The 21,636-nt window shown below is 70.6% G+C and carries 16 protein-coding genes; 5 read left to right on the plus strand and 11 right to left on the minus strand.

The window, feature by feature from the left end; translation table 11 throughout:
- Positions 1–29: 29 nt before the first annotated feature.
- The 3 genes from rpoC to BKA02_RS02725 form a co-directional block, all read right to left on the minus strand.
- Positions 30–3,905 (minus strand): DNA-directed RNA polymerase subunit beta', encoded by a 3,876-nt coding sequence (rpoC, locus tag BKA02_RS02715; RefSeq protein WP_179431067.1) that lies wholly within the window; start codon positions 3,903–3,905, stop codon positions 30–32.
- Between the two features lie 47 nt (positions 3,906–3,952).
- On the minus strand, positions 3,953–7,453 hold the full coding sequence (gene rpoB / locus BKA02_RS02720; protein ID WP_179431069.1) for a DNA-directed RNA polymerase subunit beta: 3,501 nt from the start codon (positions 7,451–7,453) through the stop codon (positions 3,953–3,955).
- Positions 7,454–7,721: 268 nt separating this feature from the next.
- Complete coding sequence (locus BKA02_RS02725; protein ID WP_179431071.1) at positions 7,722–9,224, minus strand: glycoside hydrolase family 3 protein; 1,503 nt, start codon at positions 9,222–9,224, stop codon at positions 7,722–7,724.
- Between the two features lie 51 nt (positions 9,225–9,275).
- On the opposite strand from BKA02_RS02725, the gene BKA02_RS02730 reads away from it, so the two are divergent.
- The 4 genes from BKA02_RS02730 to BKA02_RS02745 all read left to right on the plus strand — a co-directional run bounded on the left by BKA02_RS02730 (position 9,276) and on the right by BKA02_RS02745 (position 11,885).
- The gene (locus BKA02_RS02730) at positions 9,276–10,142 is read left to right on the plus strand and encodes a fused MFS/spermidine synthase (protein ID WP_179431073.1); all 867 of its coding nucleotides are present in this window, start codon (positions 9,276–9,278) and stop codon (positions 10,140–10,142) included.
- A gap of 102 nt (positions 10,143–10,244) precedes the next feature.
- A complete protein-coding gene (locus tag BKA02_RS02735) occupies positions 10,245–10,772 on the plus strand; it encodes a hypothetical protein (RefSeq protein WP_179431075.1) in 528 nt (175 codons plus the stop codon).
- A 44-nt stretch (positions 10,773–10,816) separates the two neighbouring features.
- A complete protein-coding gene (locus BKA02_RS02740; protein WP_179431077.1) occupies positions 10,817–11,305 on the plus strand; it encodes a SprT-like domain-containing protein in 489 nt (162 codons plus the stop codon).
- A gap of 55 nt (positions 11,306–11,360) precedes the next feature.
- Positions 11,361–11,885 carry a hypothetical protein gene (locus tag BKA02_RS02745; protein WP_179431079.1) on the plus strand — a complete coding sequence of 175 codons (525 nt, stop codon included), beginning with the start codon at positions 11,361–11,363 and terminating at the stop codon, positions 11,883–11,885.
- A 29-nt stretch (positions 11,886–11,914) separates the two neighbouring features.
- Here BKA02_RS02745 and BKA02_RS02750 read toward each other — a convergent pair whose 3' ends face one another.
- Positions 11,915–13,405 carry an ABC transporter permease gene (locus BKA02_RS02750; RefSeq protein ID WP_179431081.1) on the minus strand — a complete coding sequence of 497 codons (1,491 nt, stop codon included), beginning with the start codon at positions 13,403–13,405 and terminating at the stop codon, positions 11,915–11,917.
- On the minus strand, positions 13,402–14,163 hold the full coding sequence (locus tag BKA02_RS02755; RefSeq protein WP_179431083.1) for an ABC transporter ATP-binding protein: 762 nt from the start codon (positions 14,161–14,163) through the stop codon (positions 13,402–13,404). The genes BKA02_RS02750 and BKA02_RS02755 overlap by 4 nt, the downstream gene beginning before the upstream one ends.
- 305 nt (positions 14,164–14,468) lie before the next feature.
- Here BKA02_RS02755 and BKA02_RS02760 point away from each other — a divergent pair, with 305 nt between their 5' ends.
- Positions 14,469–15,347 carry an aggregation-promoting factor C-terminal-like domain-containing protein gene (locus BKA02_RS02760; RefSeq protein WP_218844423.1) on the plus strand — a complete coding sequence of 293 codons (879 nt, stop codon included), beginning with the start codon at positions 14,469–14,471 and terminating at the stop codon, positions 15,345–15,347.
- Positions 15,348–15,357: 10 nt separating this feature from the next.
- On the opposite strand, the gene BKA02_RS02765 is transcribed toward BKA02_RS02760, so the two are convergent.
- The 6 genes from BKA02_RS02765 to BKA02_RS02790 form a co-directional block, all read right to left on the minus strand.
- The gene (locus BKA02_RS02765; RefSeq protein ID WP_179431085.1) at positions 15,358–16,113 is read right to left on the minus strand and encodes a hypothetical protein; all 756 of its coding nucleotides are present in this window, start codon (positions 16,111–16,113) and stop codon (positions 15,358–15,360) included.
- Between the two features lie 364 nt (positions 16,114–16,477).
- Positions 16,478–17,119 (minus strand): response regulator, encoded by a 642-nt coding sequence (locus tag BKA02_RS02770; RefSeq protein WP_179431087.1) that lies wholly within the window; start codon positions 17,117–17,119, stop codon positions 16,478–16,480.
- On the minus strand, positions 17,116–18,327 hold the full coding sequence (locus BKA02_RS02775) for a sensor histidine kinase (protein ID WP_179431089.1): 1,212 nt from the start codon (positions 18,325–18,327) through the stop codon (positions 17,116–17,118). The genes BKA02_RS02770 and BKA02_RS02775 overlap by 4 nt, the downstream gene beginning before the upstream one ends.
- Positions 18,328–18,464: 137 nt before the next feature.
- Positions 18,465–19,604 (minus strand): AMP-binding protein, encoded by a 1,140-nt coding sequence (locus tag BKA02_RS02780; protein WP_179431091.1) that lies wholly within the window; start codon positions 19,602–19,604, stop codon positions 18,465–18,467.
- 6 nt (positions 19,605–19,610) lie between these two features.
- Positions 19,611–20,522 carry a 1,4-dihydroxy-2-naphthoyl-CoA synthase gene (locus tag BKA02_RS02785; RefSeq protein WP_179431093.1) on the minus strand — a complete coding sequence of 304 codons (912 nt, stop codon included), beginning with the start codon at positions 20,520–20,522 and terminating at the stop codon, positions 19,611–19,613.
- Between the two features lie 115 nt (positions 20,523–20,637).
- Entirely contained in the window at positions 20,638–21,636 is a 999-nt protein-coding gene (locus BKA02_RS02790) for a permease prefix domain 1-containing protein (RefSeq protein WP_179431095.1), read from the minus strand.

Raw genomic sequence — 21,636 nt, forward strand, 5'->3', positions numbered from 1 at the left:
GATCCGGGCCTTCGCCGACGTCATCGAACTCAGTTGTACGTACCGGGCGTGATGTCGTCGGTCGAGAACGCGTCGAAGTCGACGTACCCGAAGTCGCCGTCGGCGTACGCCCCGTCGGATGCGAAGATCCGGTTCGGGTAGCGCTCGCTCTTGGCCTCCTCGGTCGCCTCCACCGTGATGTCGCGGTAGCGGCGCAGACCCGTCCCGGCAGGGATGAGCTTTCCGATGATGACGTTCTCCTTCAGCCCCACCAGCGGGTCGCTCTTGCCCTCCATGGCGGCCTGCGTGAGCACGCGGGTCGTCTCCTGGAAGGAAGCGGCCGACAGCCACGACTCGGTGGCCAGCGACGCCTTGGTGATACCCATCAGCTCGGGGCGGCCCGACGCCGGGCGCTTGCTCGACGCGACCGCTTCGCGGTTGATGTCCTGGTAACGACGCGCGTCGACCATCTCACCGGGCAGCAGCACCGTGTCGCCGTGGTCGACCACGGTGACCTTGCGCAGCATCTGGCGCACGATGACCTCGATGTGCTTGTCGTGGATCGGCACACCCTGCGAGCGATACACGCCCTGCACACCGCCGACGAGGTACTTCTGCACCTCGCGGGCGCCCATGACGCGCATGACCTCCTTGGGGTCGAGCGTGCCGACCTGGAGGGGCTGACCGACCGTGACGTGCTGGCCGTCCTCGACGAGGAGCGTTGCACGCTTGAGCACCGGGTAGACCACTTCCTCGTCGCCGTTGTCGGGCGTGAGGATGACCTTCTTGCTCTTGTCGGTCTCCTCGATCGCGATGCGGCCGTCGGCCTCGGCGATCGGGGATGCGCCCTTCGGAGTGCGCGCCTCGAACAGCTCCTGCACGCGGGGAAGACCCTGCGTGATGTCGTCGGCCGAGGCCGATCCACCGGTGTGGAAGGTGCGCATCGTCAGCTGCGTGCCGGGCTCACCGATCGACTGCGCGGCGATGATGCCCACGGCCTCGCCGATGTCGACGGTCTTGCCGGTGGCCAGCGAGCGGCCGTAGCACTTCGCGCAGACGCCGACGGCCGAGTCGCAGGTGAGCACCGAGCGCACCTTGATGCTCTCGACGCCCGCCTCGACGAGCTTGTCGATGAGCACGTCGCCGACATCCTCACCGGCCGTGGCCAGCACGTCGCCGGACTCGCCGACCACATCCGCGGCCAGCGTGCGGGCGAACACCGAGTTCTCGACGTTCGCGTCGCGCACCAGCTCGCCGGCCGTGTTCGGCGCGGCGATCGGCAGCTCCAGACCCTTGGCCGTGCCGCAGTCGTCCTCGCGGATGATGACATCCTGCGAGACGTCCACCAGGCGACGGGTCAGGTAGCCCGAGTCGGCCGTGCGCAGGGCGGTGTCGGCCAGACCCTTGCGGGTGCCGTGCGTGGCGATGAAGTACTCCGCCACACTCAGCCCCTCGCGGTACGAGGAGATGATCGGACGCGGGATGATCTCGCCCTTGGGGTTGTTCACCAGACCGCGCATACCCGCGATGTTGCGGATCTGCAGCCAGTTACCACGGGCGCCGGAGGACACCATGCGGTTGATGTTGTTGTCCTCGGGGAAGTTCGCCCGCATCGCGGCCTGAACCTCGTCGGTCGCCTCGGTCCAGATCTTGATGAGCTCCTGACGACGCTCGGCGTCGGTCGTGAGGCCCTTCTCGTACTGGCCCTGCACCTTCGCGGCCTGCTGCTCGTGGCGCGCCACGATCTCGGCCTTGTCCGGCGGAGTGAGGATGTCGCTCAGCGCGACGGTGACGCCCGAACGCGTGGCCCAGTGGAAGCCGGCGTCCTTGATGCGGTCCAGCGTCGCCGCCGTCTCGACCTTGGGGTACTCCTCGGCGAGCTTGTTGACGATCTGCGACAGCTTGCCCTTGTCGGCGACCTCGCGCACGAAGGGGTAGCCCTTCGGCAGCGCGTCGTTGAAGATCGCCTGGCCGAGCGACGCATCCACGAGGCCGTGGCGCTCGTAGCCCTCGGGGGCCTCGCCCTCGAGGAAGGTCAGACCCGGGATGCGGATGCGCACCTTGGCCTGCAGGTCGAGGGTGCCCTCGTCCTTGGCCAGGATCGCCTCGCCCACCGAGCCGAAGGCGCGCCCCTCACCGGCGGCGCCCTCCTTGACGGTGGTCAGGTGGTGAAGGCCGATGATCATGTCCTGCGAGGGCAGGGTGACCGGACGGCCGTCCGAGGGCTTGAGGATGTTGTTCGAGGCGAGCATGAGCACGCGCGCCTCGGCCTGGGCCTCCACCGACAGCGGCAGGTGCACGGCCATCTGGTCGCCGTCGAAGTCGGCGTTGAACGCCGCGCACACGAGCGGGTGCAGCTGGATGGCCTTGCCCTCCACGAGCTGCGGCTCGAAGGCCTGGATGCCCAGGCGGTGCAGCGTGGGGGCGCGGTTGAGCAGCACGGGGCGCTCGCGGATGATCTCCTCGAGCACGTCCCACACCTCGGGACGGTAGCGCTCGACGGCCCGCTTGGCGGCCTTGATGTTCTGGGCGTGGCCCAGGTCGATCAGGCGCTTGATGACGAACGGCTTGAACAGCTCGATCGCCATCTCCTTGGGCAGACCGCACTGGTGCAGCTTGAGCTGCGGACCGACGACGATGACCGAACGACCCGAGTAGTCCACGCGCTTGCCGAGCAGGTTCTGGCGGAACCGGCCCTGCTTGCCCTTGAGCATGTCGGACAGCGACTTCAGCGCGCGGTTGCCGGTGCCGGTGACGGGGCGTCCGCGGCGGCCGTTGTCGAAGAGCGCGTCGACCGCCTCCTGCAGCATCCGCTTCTCGTTGTTCACGATGATCTCGGGGGCGCCGAGGTCGATCAGGCGACGGAGGCGGTTGTTGCGGTTGATCACGCGGCGGTACAGGTCGTTGAGGTCGCTCGTGGCGAAACGACCGCCGTCGAGCTGCACCATCGGGCGCAGCTCCGGCGGGATCACCGGCACGACGTCGAGCACCATCGAGGCCGGGCTCATGCCCGTCTCGAGGAACGAGTTGACGACCTTGAGGCGCTTGATCGCACGGATCTTGCGCTGGCCCTTGCCCTCCGAGATCTGCAGGTGAAGCTTCTCGGCCTCGCCCTTCAGGTCGAAGCTCTCCAGGCGCTTCTGGATCGACTCGGCGCCCATGTAGGCCTCGAAGTACTGGCCGAACCGGTCCTGCAGCTCGTGGAACACGTCGTCCTCGGGGCGCAGCATGCCCACCTCGAGGGTGCGGAAGTCCTCCCACACGCGCTCCAGCTTGCCGATGGCCTCGTCGGCGCCCTTGCGGATGAGGGTCATCTCCTTCTCCGCGGCGTCCTTCACCTTCTTCTTGGCGTCGGCCTTGGCGCCCTCCGCCTCCAGGGCGGCGAGCTCCTCCTCCAGCTTGGACATGCGCTCGGCGATCTTCGCGTCGCGACGGTCGCCGAGGGTCTTCAGCTCGAGGCGGATGTTGTTCTCCTGCGTGGCGAGATCGCGGTGACGCGCATCCTCGTCGACGGAGATCACCATGTACGCGGCGAAGTAGATGACCTTCTCGAGGTCCTTCGGCGCCATGTCGAGCAGGTAGCCCAGACGCGAGGGCACGCCCTTGAAGTACCAGATGTGCGTGACCGGGGCGGCCAGCTCGATGTGGCCCATGCGCTCGCGGCGCACGGAGCTCTTGGTGACCTCCACTCCGCAGCGCTCGCACACGATGCCCTTGAAGCGCACCCGCTTGTACTTGCCGCAGGCGCACTCCCAGTCGCGGGAAGGGCCGAAGATCTGCTCACCGAACAGACCGTCCTTCTCGGGCTTGAGGGTGCGGTAGTTGATGGTCTCGGGCTTCTTGACCTCACCGTAGGACCACCGACGGATGTCGTCGGCAGTGGCCAGACCGATGCGAAGCTCATCGAAAGTTGTTGCGTCGAGCACTAGTTCTCCTGTGTCGAAATTCTCTGAAGAAGTGGGTCTGGCCGAGATCAGATCTCGTCGATCGAGGCGGACTCGAAGCGGCTGGAGATGTTGATGCCCAGCTCCTCCGCGGCCCGGAACGCCTCATCGTCGGTGTCGCGGAGGTTGACCGCCGTGCCGTCGGCCGAGAGCACCTCGACGTTCAGGCAGAGCGACTGCATCTCCTTCATGAGCACCTTGAACGACTCGGGGATGCCCGGCTCCTGGATGTTCTCGCCCTTGACGATCGCCTCGTACACCTTGACGCGGCCGAGGATGTCGTCGGACTTGATCGTGAGCAGCTCCTGCAGCGCGTACGCGGCGCCGTAGGCCTCCAGCGCCCACACCTCCATCTCACCGAAGCGCTGGCCGCCGAACTGGGCCTTACCGCCGAGCGGCTGCTGGGTGATCATCGAGTAGGGGCCGGTCGAACGAGCGTGGATCTTGTCGTCGACGAGGTGGTGCAGCTTCAGGATGTACATGTAGCCGACCGAGATCTGCCCGGGGAACGGCTCGCCGGAGCGGCCGTCGAACAGGGTGGTCTTGCCCGTCGAGTCGATCATCCGGTCGCCGTCGCGGTTGGGCAGGGTCTGGTCGAGCAGACCCGCGATCTCGCGCTCCTCGGCGCCGTCGAACACCGGGGTGGCGACCTTGGTGCCGGGGGCTGCCTCGAAGGCCTCCTTCGGCACGTGGGCGGCCCACTCCGGATTGCCCTCGATCTTCCAGCCGTGCTTGGCGATCCAGCCGAGGTGCGTCTCGAGCACCTGGCCGAAGTTCATGCGGCCGGGGATGCCGAGCGGGTTGAGGATGACGTCGACCGGGGTTCCGTCGGCGAGGAACGGCATGTCCTCCACCGGCAGGATCTTGGCGATGACGCCCTTGTTGCCGTGACGACCGGCGAGCTTGTCGCCCTCGGTGATCTTGCGCTTCTGGGCGATGAAGACCACGACGCGGCGGTTGACGCCCGAGCCGAGCTCGTCGTCGCCGTCCTCGGCGTTGAACTCCTTGACGGCGATGACCGTGCCCTGCTCACCGTGCGGCACCTTCAGCGACGTGTCGCGCACCTCGCGGCTCTTCTCGTTGAAGATCGCGCGCAGCAGGCGCTCCTCGGCGCTCAGCTCGGTCTCGCCCTTCGGCGTGACCTTGCCGACGAGGATGTCGCCGGGGCGCACCTCGGCGCCGATGCGGATGATGCCGCGATCGTCGAGATCCTTGAGCAGCTCGGGGCTGACGTTGGGGAGGTCGCGGGTGATCTCCTCCTTGCCGAGCTTGGTGTCGCGGGCGTCGACCTCGTACTCCTCGATGTGGATCGAGGAGAGCGTGTCGTCCTTCACCAGGTCCTGGCTGAGGATGATCGCGTCTTCGAAGTTGTGGCCCTCCCACGTCATGAACGCGACGAGAAGGTTCTTGCCGAGCGCGAGCTCGCCGTTCTCCGTGGCCGGTCCGTCGGCGATGACCTCGCCGACCTCGACGCGGTCGCCATCGGAGACCACGACGCGCTGGTTGTAGCTGGTGCCGTGGTTCGAGCGGTCGAACTTGCGCAGGTAGTACTCCTGCGTGCCGCCCTCGTCGAGGGCGACGACGACGCGGTCGGCCGAGACCTCGCTGACCACACCGGCCTTCTCGGTGGTGATGACGTCACCGGCGTCGATGGCCGCGTAGCCCTCCATACCGGTTCCGACCAGCGGCGACTCGCTGCGCAGCAGCGGCACGGCCTGGCGCTGCATGTTGGCGCCCATGAGCGCGCGCTGCGCGTCGTCGTGCTCGAGGAACGGCACGAGCGAGGTCGCCACCGACACCATCTGGCGCGGCGAGACGTCGATGTAGCCGATCTCCTCGGGCAGGAACAGGTCGACCTCGCCGGATCCGCCGCGGGGGCGGGCCAGCACGTGGCTCTCCAGGAACTCGCCCTTCGCACCGAGCGGGGCGTTGGCCTGCGCGATGTTGAAGTCGACCTCCTCGGCGGCGGTCAGGTAGTCGATGTCATCGGTGACCTTGCCGTCGACGACGCGGCGGTACGGGGTCTCGATGAAGCCGAACGAGTTGATGCGCGCGAAGGTCGCGAGCGATCCGATCAGACCGATGTTCGGGCCTTCCGGCGTCTCGATCGGGCACATGCGGCCGTAGTGCGAGGGGTGCACGTCGCGCACCTCGACGCCGGCGCGGTCGCGGCTGAGGCCCCCAGGGCCCAGGGCCGAGAGGCGGCGCTTGTGGGTCAGGCCCGCGAGCGGGTTGTTCTGATCCATGAACTGCGACAGCTGCGAGGTGCCGAAGAACTCCTTGATCGCGGCGACGACGGGGCGCACGTTGATCAGGGTCTGCGGCGTGATCGCCTCGATGTCCTGCGTCGTCATGCGCTCGCGCACGACGCGCTCCATCCTGCTCAGACCCGTGCGGACCTGGTTCTGGATGAGCTCGCCGACGGCGCGGATGCGGCGGTTGCCGAAGTTGTCGATGTCGTCCGTGGCGAGGCGGATCTCCGCCTTCTTGCCGCCGCGGATGCCCTCGAACGTCTCGATCCCCGCGTGCAGGCGCACGAGGTACTTGATCGTCTCGACGATGTCCTTGACCGTGAGCACCGAGGCGTTCAGCGGCTCGTCCAGGCCGAGCTTCTGGTTGATCTTGTAGCGACCCACCTTGGCCAGGTCGTAGCGCTTCGGGTTGAAGTAGAAGTTGTCCAGCAGCGCGCGGGCGGCCTCGGCGGCCACCTGCTCGCCCGGACGGAGCTTGCGGTAGATGTCGCGCAGCGCGTCTTCCTTGGTGACGATGGTGTCCTTGGCCAGCGTCTCCTCGATGGAGCCGAAGCCGGCGAACTCGGCGAGGATCTCCTCGCTGGTCAGGCCGAGGGCCTTGAGGAAGACGGTGACGGACTGCTTGCGCTTGCGGTCGATGCGCACGCCGACCTGGTCGCGCTTGTCGATCTCGAACTCGAGCCAGGCGCCGCGGGAGGGGATGACGCGGGCGGAGACGATGTCCTTGTCGGACGTCTTGTCGGGGGTCTTGTCGAAGTAGACGCCGGGCGAGCGGACGAGCTGCGAGACGACGACGCGCTCGGTGCCGTTGATGATGAACGTGCCCTTGGCGGTCTGCAGCGGGAAGTCGCCCATGAAGACCGTCTGGGTCTTGATCTCACCGGTCTGGTGGTTCATGAACTCGGCCTCGACGTAGAGCGGGGCGGCGTAGGTCTTGCCGCGCTCCTTGCACTCGGCGATGGAGTACTTCTCGGGCTCGAGGTACGGGTTGGTGAAGCTCAGCTGCATGGTCTCGCTGAGGTCTTCGATCGGGGAGATCTCCTCGAAGATCTCCTCCAGACCGCTGTGCTCGGCCAGATCCTTGCGGCCGGCCTTCTTGCCCTCGGCGAGGCGCTTGCGCCAGGCGTCGTTGCCGACGAGCCAGTCGAACGACTCCGTCTGCAGGGCCAGCAGGTCGGGGACCGTCAGCGTGTCGGAGATCTTGGCGAACGAGAGGCGGGATGCGCCGCGTCCGTTCTTGATGGTGGTGGGGGTGGATGCGTTGCGAGCAGCAGCCAAGGGAATAACCTCCGTGAGCCCCGAAGGGCTTCTCGATTCCTCAGTCGTCAGGTGGAGTGCGCCGCAACTCGGCCCGCACGACGATCACCGCGAGAGCATGCGGGAAGGTGCGGGATTCTGCCGACCACCATATGAGGGCAGGAGGGAGCGAGGCGCAAAGAACAACTATACGTCGGAATGGACCGGCTGTCCAGCGAGAATCTTGACCTCCGTCGGATCCTGCGGTATACCGCGCCGACCTTCAACGCCCTTCCGTCTTCGGAGCCGTTCAGCTCGTCGTGGTCGCGAGCAGCGCCCGGGCACGGGCGGATCCGATCCGGCTCGTGGCGTGCACCTCGACGACGGGCAGGGCGCCCGTCTCGTCCTGGGCTGCGATGCCCACATCGACGATCACCGCATCCGGCACGGCGACGGCGACCTCCTCGCACAGGGTGCGCTGGGGGCCGCCTGTCGCTATGGCATCCACGAGCACGGCGACTCGCAGCCCCCGCTCCTGCGCGGCGGCGCGCGCGCGGCCGATCGTCTCGGCGCGCTCGGACGCACTCGCCCGCGCCGGATCGATCCGCTCGCGCCATCCGTCCACGGCGAGCTCTTCGCCCGCGTAGGCGGCGCCGCTGTCGACGGCGAGGCTCGACGCCCGACGCGCGTCGATCACGGCGAGTCCTGCGGCTTTCGCCCCGAGTTCACCGCGCACGACGAGCGATCGGTCGACGACGTCGGCGAAGAGGCCGGCATCGGCGGGGGCGGACGAGGCGTCTGCGGCGGATGCGGTGGCCAGGCGCTCGGCCAGCCACGCCACGCGTTCGGCCGCCTCGGACACCCGCTCGCGCGGCAACGATCCGTCGCGCAGTGCCGCGACGACGGCGCCGAACGCGGCGAGGAAGTCCTGCTCGTCCTGGTCGGCGGCGGCCGCATCGCCCGGGTTGGTGGGGTTTCCGATGCACAGCAGGTCCGCGCCCGCGGCCAGAGCGCGCACGGCGCCCCCGCCGATCCCGACGGATTCTCGGATGGCAGCCATGTCGAGCGCGTCGGTGATGATAACGCCTTCGAAGCCCATCGCCCGCAGCAGGCCGAGCACGCGGGGGTTCAGCGTCGCGGGCTCCTCGCCCCAGGCGGGCACGACGATGTGCGCCGTCATGACCGCGTCGACGCCCGCCTCGACGGCGGCGCGGAACGGTGCGAGGTGCACCCGGTCCATCTCGGCCGCATCCGCCCCGACGACGGGCAGCGCGTGGTGCGAGTCGAGATGCGTGTCGCCGTGCCCGGGGAAGTGCTTGACGCACGCGGCCACGCCGCCGCGCTGCACGCCCTCGACCTCCGCGGCGACATGGCGCGAGACGAGGGCGGCGTCGTCGCCGAAGGAGCGCACGCCGATGACGGGGTTGCGCGGGTCGGTGTTGACGTCGGCGACCGGGCCGAGCAGCACATCCGCCCCCACGGCGCGCAGCCGGCGGGCTAGCTCGGCGCCGGTGGCCCTGGTCGCCCGAAGGTCGTCGACGATGCCCAGCTGCGCCGCCCCGGGAAGCGTCGAGCCGGTCTCGGTCTCGAGCCGGGTGACGCTGCCGCCCTCCTCGTCGATGCCGATGAGCGCCCGCGGGTTCTCCGCCCGGATCGCGGCACTCAGCGCCGCCACATCGCCGCCCAGGTTCTGGCCGAAGTACACGACCCCGGCAAGACCTGCGCGCAGACGCTCGCGCAACCACCGCGGGGGTTCGGTGCCGAAGAATCCGGGCCACAGCACGCCCGCGGCGAGGCGTTCGTCGTCGTCCATCCGACGAGACTACCCATCCGGCCGGGCGAGAGAAGCGAATAGGCTCGCGGGGTGGGCAGATCGAGGGCGAGGGATGCGGAGCATCCGTCGGCGCGCCTGGGCTCGGGAGGGATCGCGCGCGTCGTGCCGTCGTCGTACGGCGGCGGATTCGAGCTGCTCATCGACGAGACTCCGCAGTCGCACATCGACCTCGACGACCCGACCCACCTGCACTTCGAGTACGTCGTGCGAATGGGCGCGGTGATCGACCAGCTCGGCGTCCCGGGCGCGCCGCTCACGGCCGTGCACCTCGGCGCGGGCGGCATGACCCTGCCGCGCTACCTCGCGGCGACGAGGCCAGGATCGCGCCAGCAGGTGATCGAGCTCGAGCCGGCGCTCGTCGGCCTCGTGCGCGAGCATCTTCCCCTGCCCCGCGGCGCCGCCGTGCGCGTGCGGATCGGCGATGCACGAGAGGGCCTGCGGCGACTGCCTCCCGCCCTGCGCGGCAACGTCGATCTCGTGATCGCCGACGTCTACTCCGGAGCTCAGACCCCGGCGCACCTCACGAGTGCGGAGTTCTACGGCGAGATCGCGCGACTGCTGGCATCCGACGGCGTGCTGCTCGTGAACGTGGCCGACGGGCCGGGGCTCGCCTTCGCGCGCCGGCAGGTCGCGACCATCCGCACGGTGCTGCCCGAGGTGGCGATCCTCGCCGACGCCCAGATCCTCAAGGGTCGCCGCTTCGGCAACCTCGTGCTGACAGCCTCGACGCGTCCGCTGCCCGCGGATGCGCTGGCCCGCGTGCTCGCGGCAGGGCCGCATCCGGCCAAGGTCGCGCACGGCGCCGAGGCCGAGGCCTTCGCGAAGGATGCGGCGATCGTCACCGACGCCTCGGCGACGGACTCCCCGCGCCCCGACGCGTCGATCTTCCTGCGCTGACTTCAGCACCCCCTCCGATCCGCGATTCGCGGGCGCGCCGCCGAGGATTCCGGGCGGCCGCAGGCAGACTGAGCGCGAACGCCCGTGGAGAGGAGAGCGAACGTGGGTTTCATCAAGGGATACGACGCTTCGACCCTCCGCGAACTGGTCGACCCGTCGGAATGCGAGGCGCGTCTCGACGAGATCGAGCAGCAGCGCAGCATCCCCTCCCTGCTCGAGCGCGTCTGGCTGCTGAAGGTGCTGGGCCGGCTCGATGAGGCGCTCGCTCTCGGCGAGGAGACCGTGCGGCAGGCGCGCATGGCCGGCACGCGCAAGGAGCTGTTGCGCGCACGCATCCTGCTCGCCACCGTGCAGCAGTACCGCGGGGCGCACGCGGCGGCCGAGCAGGCGCTGGCGACGTGCGCGAGCGAGGCCGAAGGGCAGGGCTGGGCGTCGATCGCCGCCTTCGCGCACCAGCATCACGGACGCAACGCCTTCGAAGCGGGCGACTACGACACGGCACGGGAGAGTTTCAAGCACACGCTGTTCCTGCGCCGCGAGACGGGCGCCGACGACGCGACCCTCGAGTCGGTGCTGCTGTCGATCGAGGCCGTGGAGCGGCGGCGCGACCTCGCCGTCGCGGCGAGCTGACCGCGCCCGCAGCCCATGTCGGCGGCATGACCTAGCCTTTCTCCATGGCCGATCTGGACCGTGTGCGCACCTGGGGCGAGGCCCTCATTCGCCTGCATCTGGACGAGTCGTGGCGATTCGGATTCGACAGCGCGAAGCGGCGCGCCGGCCTGTGCAACTACCGCGACAAGCGCATCACTGTGTCGAAGTATCTCGCCGCCCGCTTCGACGACGACGAGATCCATCAGGTGCTGCTGCACGAGGTCGCCCACGCGCTCGCGGGCCATGCCGCCGCACACGGCCCGGCGTGGAAGACGGTGGCCGAGGGGCTCGGTTACGTCGGCGGCACGACGCACGACGGAGAGACGGCCACCGAGCTCGCCCCGTGGGTGGGCCGGTGCCCCGCCGGGCACATCACGTATCGGCACCGCCGACCCACCAGGCCCACCTCGTGTGCGCGCTGCTCGCGCCGGTTCGACGAGCGCCACGCCTTCCGCTGGACCCGGCGCGAGATCACGGCCGCCGCGCGTCGAGCCGCTCAGCGACCCCGGTGAGCACTGTCACCCGCGCGGGATCGGATGCGCGGGCGTCGGATGCTTGGATGGGCGCATGAGGATCCTGCTGAAACTCTCGATCGACACGGATGCCGATGCCGCCTGGCGGGCACTGCACTCGCAGAGCGTGCTCACCGAGTTCTACGGCCCGCTCGTGCGGGTCGAGGCGCTGGATGCGGCCGAGGCGCGCGTCGTCACGGTCGAGCCCGACCCGAGGGAGTCGGCGGCCGTGCAGCTGCGCCTGTTCGGCGTGATCCCGATCGGGCGTCAGCTCATCAGCGTGTCGGATCGGCAGGCGATCCATCGCGGAGTGCCCGTGCGCATCCTCCGCGACAGCGGCATACCGCTGAGCGGTCCCCTCGCGAGCCTGGACGTGTGGGACCACCAGATGGCCGTCTCACCCGACCCGCGCAACCCCTCGCGCACCATGTGGCGTGATCGCCTGGTGATCGGCGGCCCCACGGCGGCCCTGCTCTGGCCGCTGCTCTGGGCGGTGTGGCAGTGGCGCGCGGCGCGCATCCGCCGCCTCGCCCCGACCTGGGCGCAGGAGCCCGTGACGCCGCAGCTCCAGGACGGCTGAGCCGCTGAGCCGGTTGCGCGCGCCCGCGTTCAGTCGGCGGCGAGCGCCTCGACCGGCGCGACGCGCGTGGCCAACCGCGTCGGCGCGACCGAGGCGACGAGCGTGAGCACCCCGGTCGCCGCGACGATGATCGCCACCGGCAGCCACGGCACGGCGGGGGCCACGAATCCGGCCGGCTCGAACGACGGAAGCACGGGCACCGAGCCCAGCAGCGACTGGGCCGCGATCCAGCCGTAGGCGATGCCGAGAACGAGCCCGGTCGCGGTGGCGGCGACCGTGATGTGCACGGCCTCCAGCAGCACGACCCGGCGCACCTGCGCCCCGCTGAGTCCGATCGCGCGCAGCAGACCGAGCTCGCGGCGGCGCTGGACGACGCCGACGGTGAGCAGGTTCACCAAGCCCACCGCGGCGATCACCGCCGAGACGGCGACGAGCACCATCATGATCGCGGCGAAGGCCTCCATGGGCGCGAAGAAGTCCGCGGGCGTCCCCTCACTCGTCTGCCGCAGCAGCAGAGCCTTCACCGACTCCAGCGCGACGGCGAACATCGTCACGAGCGCGACCCCCATCACGACGCCGATCGCCATGCGGCTGGACCGTTCGGGATACCGCAGCGCGTTCTCGGCCGCCAGGCGCGCCGTGGCGCTGTCACCGAACAGCCGGCCCACCAGGCGCAGCACGGGCGGCATCACCAGCACGGCCCCGCTCGCCAGCCCCGTGAACGACAGCACGCCGCCGACGAAGGCGATGACGACGCCGAGCGGGGTGGTCAAGCCCACGACGACTCCCGCCACCAGCAGCGCGGCGCCGACGACGAGGAGCACGAGCGCGCCGATGTGCCTGGCGGGCCGGGCGGCGACCTCGTCGTGACTGCGCTCGGCCGACCCGCCCAGCGCCTGCAGCGGCGTGACCGCGAGCACGCGTCGCGAGCCCACCCACGCGGCGACCCAGGTGGTCAGCACGACACCGACCGCCGGCAGCGCGGCGGCGGGCTGCGCGATGCTGAAGCCGTCCGGCGCACCGGCGAGCAGCCGGGCGGCGACCGCCGCCCCCGCCGCCGCCAGGCCCACGCCGAGCACGACGCCGAGAGCCGCCCCGAGGATGCCGACGATCAGCCCCTGGCCGGCGACCTCTGCGCGCTGCGAACGGGCCGAGGCGCCGATGAGCCGCAGCAGCGCGATCCGTCGGGTGCGGCCGGCGATGATCGTCGCGAAGGTGTTTGCCGTGACGATGGCGGCCACGTACATCGCGACGCCGGTGAGCAGCACGGTGAGAATGACGACGACGATCGCGAGAGTGCCGCTGTCGCCGAGGAACGGATCGGCCTGCAGCAGTGCGCCGATGTAGGCGGTGGCCTCGACGAGGAATACCCCGAACGCGGCGGCGAGCGCCGCCACCAGCACGCTCGCGCCCATCCCTCGGTCGCGCAGCCAGGCCAGCCGCGACGGTGCGAGCGGAAGCTCGGGGAGCACGCGCGGCGCCTCGGGCGATGCGACCGGCGCCGCGGCCGCGGCGGTCATACCGCCACCTCCGCCGCAAGCATGTGGGCGGCGATCTGCTCGGCGCTCCGACGCGGATGATCGGCGACGATGCGCCCGTCGCCGAGGAACAGCACCCGGTCGGCGTGACTCGCGGCGATGGCGTCGTGCGTCACCATCGCGATCGACTGCCCGTGCTCGCGGCTCGCGGTGGCGAGCAGCTGAAGCACCTCGCGGCCGGTGGCCGAGTCGAGGTTGCCGGTGGGTTCGTCGGCGAACACGAGATCGGGCGCGGTGGCCAGGGCCCGGGCGATCGCCACGCGCTGCTGCTGACCGCCGGAGAGCTGGTGCGGGCGGTGCCGCAGGCGGGTTCCCAGGCCGAGCGTCTGGACGAGCCCGTCGATCCGCGCCCGTTCGATCGCCGAGGGACGCCTGCCGTCGAGCTCGAAGGGCAGCATGATGTTGCCCAGCGCATCCAGGGTGGGCACGAGGTTGAACGACTGGAATACGAACCCCACCCGCCGTCGGCGCAGGACGGTCATCTCCAGGTCGCCGAGCCCGGTGATCTCGGTGTCGCCGATCCAGGCTCGGCCGTCGGTGGGCGCATCCAGCCCCGCCATGATGTGCATGAGCGTGGACTTGCCCGAGCCCGACGGCCCCATGATCGCGGTGAACTGCCCGCGACGGATGCCGACGCTCACGTCGTCGAGGGCGCGCACGGCGCCGCCGCCGGATCCGTAGGTCTTGGTGAGGTGCTGCACGCGGGCCGCGAGCCCGAGGTCGCTGGTCGTGATCTCCATGCCTTCGACGCTACGAAGCGGCGCCGCACGGCCGCATCGCCCGTCGGATGCAACCCGCGTACATCGCGAGGATGATCCTCTCGCGCCGACAGACCTCCCGCGCCGACGGGGTGCGCGCTCACACCGCGTGTCCAGGTTTCACGAAGGGGGCATCCAGACGTGCTGCTGCAGAATCGTTACCTTGCGCGTCCGACCCGAGGGTGCGCGAAGCGTCTGCGGAGCACCCGAAGCCACGCAGACCTGCGTCGGTGCCCGTGCGCCGCCGATACCCCCGTGCGACGACCCGAAGGATCGCCAGGCCCGACATGCTCGATTACCCCGCCCTCTCCCCCGCCGACCACCAGCCCGCGACCGAGCGCATCTCCCGCGCCACCCGCGACCGCTCCGCCCGTCACCGCCGCGCGCACCGCCGCATCGCCGGGGCCACGATCGCCGTCGGCGCCTGCCTCGGGCTCGTGCTCGGTCTGGGCATCAGCACGGCCGCTCCCGCCGTCGCCGCCACCGAGCGCGTGGCCACGGCGCCGAGCGCCCTCACCGCCCCCCGTGATGCGCACACGGCGGTCGAGCACGCGCGCGCCGTACTGGAGGACGCCACGGCCATCGCCGTCGATGTGCAGAGCTCCGGCCTGGACGTGGGCGCCGACGCGGTGATCCCCGACACGGCGGGTCTCCAGCGGGCGATCGCCGCCGTCGAGGATGTCGACGTCGCCCGGGCGCCCGACGCTCGCCTCGCCCTGCCCACGCTCACCGCCGCGCTGACCGAGCAGGCAGAGCTCGTCTCGACGCAGGCCACCGCCCTGCGCGGCAGGCTCGACACCGCTGTGGCCGCCCACCAGGAGCAGCAGGCCGCGGCGGCCGCTCTCGCCGCGGCGAACACGCCCGAGGGAGCCAAGGCCACCGCGCGAGAGATCGCGGCCGACCAGTACGGCTGGGGCGATGAGCAGTTCTCCTGCCTGGAGTCGCTGTGGCAGAAGGAGTCGGGCTGGAACTACCGGGCCTACAACAGCGACGGCGGTGCCACCGGCATCCCGCAGTCGCTGCCTGGGAGCAAGATGGCCAGCTTCGGTGACGACTGGGAGACCAACGCCACCACGCAGATCCGCTGGGGTCTGGACTACATCTCCCGCGCGTACGGGACGCCCTGCTCGGCATGGGGCCACTCGCAGTCGGTGAACTGGTACTGAATACCCGGAATCAGAAGCCGTGCGAGTGGGCGAACTCCGTCAGCTTTCCGTCGGTTCCGTCTCCGCCGTAGAAGGTCGAAGTCCGCAGTTCCAGCGTGTCGGTGAAGCCCTCCACGCCCGGCACCGTGATCTCCAGCGGATAGGTGCCCCCGAACGCGGGAATCCGAGGGACTGTGCCGTCGGTGCTCCAGCCGCGCGCCGCGAGGAAAGCGGCGCTGACATCGACCCCGTGGATCCGGTACTCGGTGTCAGCCGGAAGCAGGTCGACACCGGTCGCGTCGATGCCGAACTCATCTTTCGGGATGACGATCGCGTAGTCCAAGGACTGCGGCGGGTTCTCGCCGATCAGACGGAGATCGAACGTGTCGGTCAGCTCATCACCGGCCATCTCATAGGTCACCGAAGCGGTCGCATCCTTCTCGTCCCCCGACACCATCACGTCGTCGAGTGACAGGATCTTCGGACGATCCTCGATCTGTGCGTAGACCTCGGGGGTGAGCAGCACGGACAGCGGCTCCTCAAGATCCAGCTCCACCGCAGGCTCGACCTGCACGGCGTCCGGGTCGATGTCAGCGGCTGCAAGCAGCGAGAAGAAGAGGTTGGCCGACGAACTGACGCCGTCGGCCGCGCTCGCGAGCGACTCCGTGTTCGTCGGGGTCGGTGTCGGCTCGGAAGTCGAGGTCGTGCACCCGGCGAGCCCCAGCGCCAGCACGGCGCCGACCGTAGGGACGAGGACCCGTTTATGGAAGAGATGTGGTGAAGGCATCGGAGTCAGGTCGCAGCAGCCGGCCTTTGCCGGTGGGGAACCCGGATCGAGTCTGTCATATCGTGTTCGCGAAGACATCGCATCCGGTTCGCAGCCGCTCCCTGTTGTTCGCTCCCTGTTGTTGGAGTCCTCGGACGAGCACAGCGGAGGAACCGGGGGGATATACGAGTGAGGACGGGTGGCAGCAACAACGCCCGCAGAGCAAGAGGCGCCCGGGGGAATCCACGATGCCGCCCAGCGACACCACCGGTGAGAGCCCCGCTGCGATGATGCCGATGATCGGCCCGGCACATCTGTCTCGAAGGTGAGCGCGCCGGCGATCGGGGCTGAGGATCGCGGCGACGACACCGGCAACCGCCGCGAGTCAGGAGGCGAGGCCGTGTTCGAAGGCGAACACGACGAGCTGCACGCGGTCGCGCAACGCGAGCTTGGCGAGGATTCGGCTGATGTGCGTCTTCACCGTCGCCTCGCTGAGGTACTCGCGCGCGGCGATCTCGGCGTTGGAGAGTCCGCGGGCGGCGAGGGCGAAGATCTCACGCTCGCGGTCGGTGAGCTCGCCGTAGGCCGGCGGGACGGGAGCCGCCTCCGCCTCGGCGAAGTGCGCGAACAGTTCGCGCGTGGCCGACGCGGCGATCACGCTGGAGCCGGAGTGCACGGTGCGGATCGCGGCGAGCAGAAACTCCGGATCCGCATCCTTCAGCAGGAACCCGCTCGCTCCCTGCCGGATGGCGCGGGCCGCAGCCTCGTCGAGGTCGAACGTGGTGAGCATGACGACACGCGGCGCATCGGCCGCGGCGAGGATCTGCGCCGTCGCCTCCAGGCCGCCCATGACCGGCATCCGGATGTCCATCATCACCACATCGGGACGGCTCGCGCGCACGACGTCGATCGCCTCGCGCCCGTCGCCGGCCTCGCCCACAACCTCCAGATCCGGCTGCGAGTCCACGAGCATCCGGATCCCGGCGCGGAACAGCGCCTGATCGTCCACGAGCACGACGCGGATCATGCGGCACCTCCGATCGGGAGCGCGGCGCGCACGACGAAGCGCTCGCCCATCCGTTCGGCCGCCAGCGTACCGCCGACGAGCTGGGCGCGCTCGCGCATCCCGACGATGCCGTGCCCGCCCGTCGTGCGCGCGCCCGTCGCTTCGGCCGCCCGGTCGGCCGCAGCGACGCGGACGAGGTTGTCTACGATGAGCTCGACACGGTCGGGCCACCACGACAGCCGCACCTCGGCACCTCCCGCGCCGTGGCGCAGCGCGTTGGTGAGCGCCTCCTGCAGGATGCGGTACACCGCCAGCTGGATGGCGGCCGGCGGCTCGCCAGGCGGCGTCGGATCGACCGTCACCCGGGGGTCGAGCCCGGCCGCCCGCATCTGCGCGTAGAGCTCCTCGAGGTCGGCGAGCGTCGGCTGCGGACCGTCGCCCTGGCTGTGCCGCAGCTGCGTCAGCAGCATCCGCACATCCGACAGCGCGGCGCGCGAGGTCTGCGCGATCGTCGTGAGCGCCCGGGTCGCCTGATCGGGGTCGGCGGCGGCCGCATACCGCGCACCGTCGGCCTGCGCGATGACGACCGCGAGCGAGTGCGCGACGACGTCGTGCATGTCGCGGGCGATGCGCACGCGCTCCTGCTCCGCCGCCGCGAGCGCCTCGGCGCGGACCTGTGCCTCGCGCGTGAGCCGCCCTCGGGCGATGAGGCGCCAGAGCACGCCCGCGCCCCAGGCCAGCACGAGCGAGAGCACGCAGACCGCGGCGATGAGCCCGCCGAAGGTGAGCGTGCGCCACACGGTGCCGGCGTCCTGGATGAGCTGATCCCGCTGCAGGAGGGCGACGTAGACACCGGCGATCAGGCCGCCCCCGACCGCCGAGGCGCCGCCGAGCCAGAGCACGTGGCGCGAACCCCAGGCCGCCGTGGCGAACACGACCGCGAAGACGGCGATGTCGAACGGCGCGGGCAGATATCCGCACGCCATCTGGGCGACCGCGGCGATCCACGCGATGATCAGGGCGAGCGAGGGAGAGAGTCGGGCGATGGCAGCTGCGCTCCACATCACCACGGCGAGGACCACGTGGATCACGAGGGCGAGCCCGCCGCCGATCCACGGGCTCGGCTCGCCCACGACGAGCGACAGCCCCATGGGCGCCGTCACGATCAGCCCCAGCACGGCGCCGACGATGTCGAAGGCGAGCCAGACACGGGGAACGGAGCGGAACATCCCCCTCACGCTACGCGAGCATGCCGCCGCCGGCATCCGTCTGCAGATGTACTCCGTCCGCGCCGGTTCGGGGCGCATCCCCGCGTTCGGGGCGTCTTTTCTGCGCCCCGAACGCAAGAATGCGCCCCGAACGAGACTCAGCCGGCGAGCTGCGCGGCGAGCGCGCGACGGTCGGGCTTGCCCGAGGACAGCCGCGGCAGGGGCGCGACGACGCGGATGCCGGCGGGGCGCGCAGGAGCGCCCAGCTCCGCGGCCACGAGATCGCGGATGCGGGCGAGCGCGTCCGGGCCGTCTCCGGCCGCCGTCTCGACGACCACCGCGGGCACCTGCCCCCAGCGTTCATCGGGGACGCCGACGACGACCGCCTGCTCCATACCGGGAATCGTCTGGACGATCCGTTCGACAAGATCGAGCGACACGTTCACGCCGCCGGAGACGATGACGTTGTCCAGACGCCCCGTCACGCGCACAGCGCCCTCCCGCACCTCGCCGGCATCGCCCGTGCGGTACCAGCGCGTCCCCTCGTCGACGACGAAGCGCCGGGTCGTCTGCTTCGGGTCGCCGAGATACCCGTCGGCGAGCACCGGGCCCGACAGCTGCACCTCGCCGTCGACCTCGCGGGCGCGCACCCCGTCGAGCGGGATGCCGTCGTACACGCAGCCGCCCGCCGTCTCGCTGGAGCCGTAGGTGCGCACGATCCGCGCACCGGCCGCCGCGGCGCGCTCGCGCAGAGCGACGGGCAGCGCCTGCCCGCCGACGAGGATCGCCTCGAACGAACGCAGCGCCTCCGCCACCGACGCGTCGTGCGCGGCGGCGTCGAGCACGGTCGCCAGCTGCGCGGGGACGAGCGAGGTGTAGGTCGGCACGCGAGCGCCGTTCTCGTACGACGAGAGCCCGGCGGCCGCCGCGGCGAAGGTCTCGGCCGTGAATCGGCCGGCGAGGATGCCCGGCTCGCGCCCGGCGACGATCGAGCGCACGAGCACCTGCACGCCCGCGATATACCCCGCCGACAGCGGCAGCAGCCACGCGCCCGAGCCGATGCGCTCGGCCGTCGCCAGCGCGCTCGCCGTCAGCGCGGCGCGGGAGAGCGCGACGCTCTTGGGCACACCGGTCGACCCCGAGGTCGTGATCACCAGGGCCGTGCCGGCCGGCACCTCGTCGGGCAGCGGATGCGCGGGCTCCCCGAGCGCGAGCGCCGGGCCCGCCCCGTGCACGGCCCCGCGCAGGCCCGCCAGCACCTCGCGGGGGTCGTGACCGTCGATCCGCTCGAGCCTCATCGCACCTCAGTAGTGCCAGGGGTAGGGCGACCAGTCGGGCTCGCGCTTGCCGAGGAACGCGTCGCGGCCCTCGACGGCCTCGTCGGTGCCGTAGGCCAGACGCGTCGCCTCGCCGGCGAACACCTGCTGGCCGACCATCCCGTCGTCCACGGCATTGAAGGCGAACTTCAGCATCCGGATCGCCGTGGGCGACTTGGTGAGAATCGTGCGCGCCATCGCGAGCGCTTCTCGCTCCAGCTCGGCGTGCGGCACGACGCGGTTCACGGCTCCCGCCTCGTAGGCGCGCTGGGCCGAGTACTCCTCGGCGAGGAAGAACACCTCGCGCGCGAACTTCTGCCCCGTCTGACGGGCCATGTACGCCGAACCGTACCCGGCGTCGAAGGAGCCGACGTCGGCATCCGTCTGCTTGAAGCGGCCGTGCTCGGCCGAGGCGATCGACAGATCGCACACGACGTGCAGCGAATGCCCGCCGCCGGCCGCCCACCCGGGGATCACCGCGATGACGACCTTCGGCATGAAGCGGATGAGGCGCTGCACCTCGAGGATGTGCAGGCGCCCGGCGCGGGCAGGATCCTGCACCGCGGCCTCATCGTCGGAGTACTTGTACCCGTCGCGGCCGCGGATGCGCTGGTCGCCGCCCGAGCAGAACGCCCACCCGCCGTCTTTGGGGCTGGGCCCGTTGCCGGTGAGCAGGACCACGCCGATCCGCGGATCCTGCCGGGCGATGTCGAGCGCGCGGTACAGCTCGTCGACCGTGTGCGGGCGGAAGGCGTTGCGCACCTCCGGCCGGGCGAAGGCGACGCGAGCGATGCGGCCGTCGTTCGAGACGTGCGCCGTGATGTCGGTGTAGTCCTCGGCACCCGGCGCGAGCATCCACTCGGCGGGGTCGAACAGCTCGGAGACGGATGCGACGGTCACGCCTCCACCCTATTCCCACGGCGCATCCGCCCCGGTCGGCGCCGAGAAACCACGTTCTGCGTCGGAAACCACGCCCACGCGGGTTTCTCGCGCAGAACGTGGTTTCTCGCGACGCCTACGACCTCCCCGCCCGGCGTGCCTTGCGCCAGCCGTCGATCGCGTCCCACACGGCGACGCCGACGACGACGATCCCGAGCAGCACGGCCAGGATGCGCGCCACCTCGTCGGGGACGTCACTGCGCCCGAGCGTGAAGTCCAGGAAGGCCGGGCTCAGCAGTCGTCCGGCGGCCAGCAGGACCAGCGTCCCCGCGGCGAACACGACGGCCAGGAGCGTGTTGATCGCCGCGAACGCGCGCGTCCACCCGCGGTTCGCGTACACGGCGATCGCCAGCGCCGCCTCGGCCGCGATCAGCACGAGCGCCCCGCCCAGCCACCAGGGCCACAGCTCGGGGTTCAGCATCGGGATGGCCGTGGTCTGCGCCCCGAGCCCGACCCCCACGTCCACGTGATCCCGCGCGACGAGCACGAAGCCGACGAACCGGTCCCAGAGCAGCGCGGCCGCCATGAGCCCGAGGAAGACGAGGGAGGCGACGAGGTCGCCGCGCCCCGCACCGGTCTCCTGCGGCTCGGGCAGCTGATCCGGGTCCCACGCCGCGGTGACGTCGGTCGCGCCCGAGCGCTCCAGGATGAAGAAGACCAGCGTCGTCCAGAAGGCGACGTGCACGATCGAGGTGATCCCCACGACGACGATCTGCCCGATGATCTCCCCCACCGGCTTGTCGGCGATGAGGTTCGCGATCGTCACGCCGGCGGCCGCGCACACCGGCACGATCCACAGCAGCAGCCTCAGCAGGCGCGACCAGGTGAGGTAGAAGCGCGGGCCGATGAGGTGCAGCGGGCGGTCGGCGTAGTCAGCGGCGAGCGCGGAGGGATCGCCCAGCTCGACGAGGGCGGCGCGCTCGGCCTGCTCGGCGGGCTCGCCCTGCGTCGTGCGCGCTTCGACGGCATCCGAGATGGATGCGGTGAGCTCGGTGCGCACATCCTCCTGCAGCGCGGCGGGGAGGCTCCGCACGGTCGCGGCGATGTACCGCTCCGTGAGGGTGGTCGCGGTCAT

Source organism: Microbacterium pseudoresistens (assembly GCF_013409745.1).
Lineage (GTDB): Bacteria > Actinomycetota > Actinomycetes > Actinomycetales > Microbacteriaceae > Microbacterium > Microbacterium pseudoresistens.

What these genes read in the sequence shown, in the direction of transcription:
- BKA02_RS02725 (WP_179431071.1), bottom strand. Translation starts at nt 9,224, where the DNA reads ATGGACGACGACGAACGCCTCGCCGCGGGCGTGCTGTGGCCCGGATTC.
- BKA02_RS02740 (WP_179431077.1), top strand. Translation starts at nt 10,817, where the DNA reads ATGGCCGATCTGGACCGTGTGCGCACCTGGGGCGAGGCCCTCATTCGC.
- BKA02_RS02745 (WP_179431079.1), top strand. Translation starts at nt 11,361, where the DNA reads ATGAGGATCCTGCTGAAACTCTCGATCGACACGGATGCCGATGCCGCC.
- BKA02_RS02750 (WP_179431081.1), bottom strand. Translation starts at nt 13,405, where the DNA reads ATGACCGCCGCGGCCGCGGCGCCGGTCGCATCGCCCGAGGCGCCGCGC.
- BKA02_RS02755 (WP_179431083.1), bottom strand. Translation starts at nt 14,163, where the DNA reads ATGGAGATCACGACCAGCGACCTCGGGCTCGCGGCCCGCGTGCAGCAC.
- BKA02_RS02760 (WP_218844423.1), top strand. Translation starts at nt 14,469, where the DNA reads ATGCTCGATTACCCCGCCCTCTCCCCCGCCGACCACCAGCCCGCGACC.
- BKA02_RS02765 (WP_179431085.1), bottom strand. Translation starts at nt 16,113, where the DNA reads ATGCCTTCACCACATCTCTTCCATAAACGGGTCCTCGTCCCTACGGTC.
- BKA02_RS02770 (WP_179431087.1), bottom strand. Translation starts at nt 17,119, where the DNA reads ATGATCCGCGTCGTGCTCGTGGACGATCAGGCGCTGTTCCGCGCCGGG.
- BKA02_RS02775 (WP_179431089.1), bottom strand. Translation starts at nt 18,327, where the DNA reads ATGTTCCGCTCCGTTCCCCGTGTCTGGCTCGCCTTCGACATCGTCGGC.
- BKA02_RS02780 (WP_179431091.1), bottom strand. Translation starts at nt 19,604, where the DNA reads ATGAGGCTCGAGCGGATCGACGGTCACGACCCCCGCGAGGTGCTGGCG.
- BKA02_RS02790 (WP_179431095.1), bottom strand. Translation starts at nt 21,636, where the DNA reads ATGACCGCGACCACCCTCACGGAGCGGTACATCGCCGCGACCGTGCGG.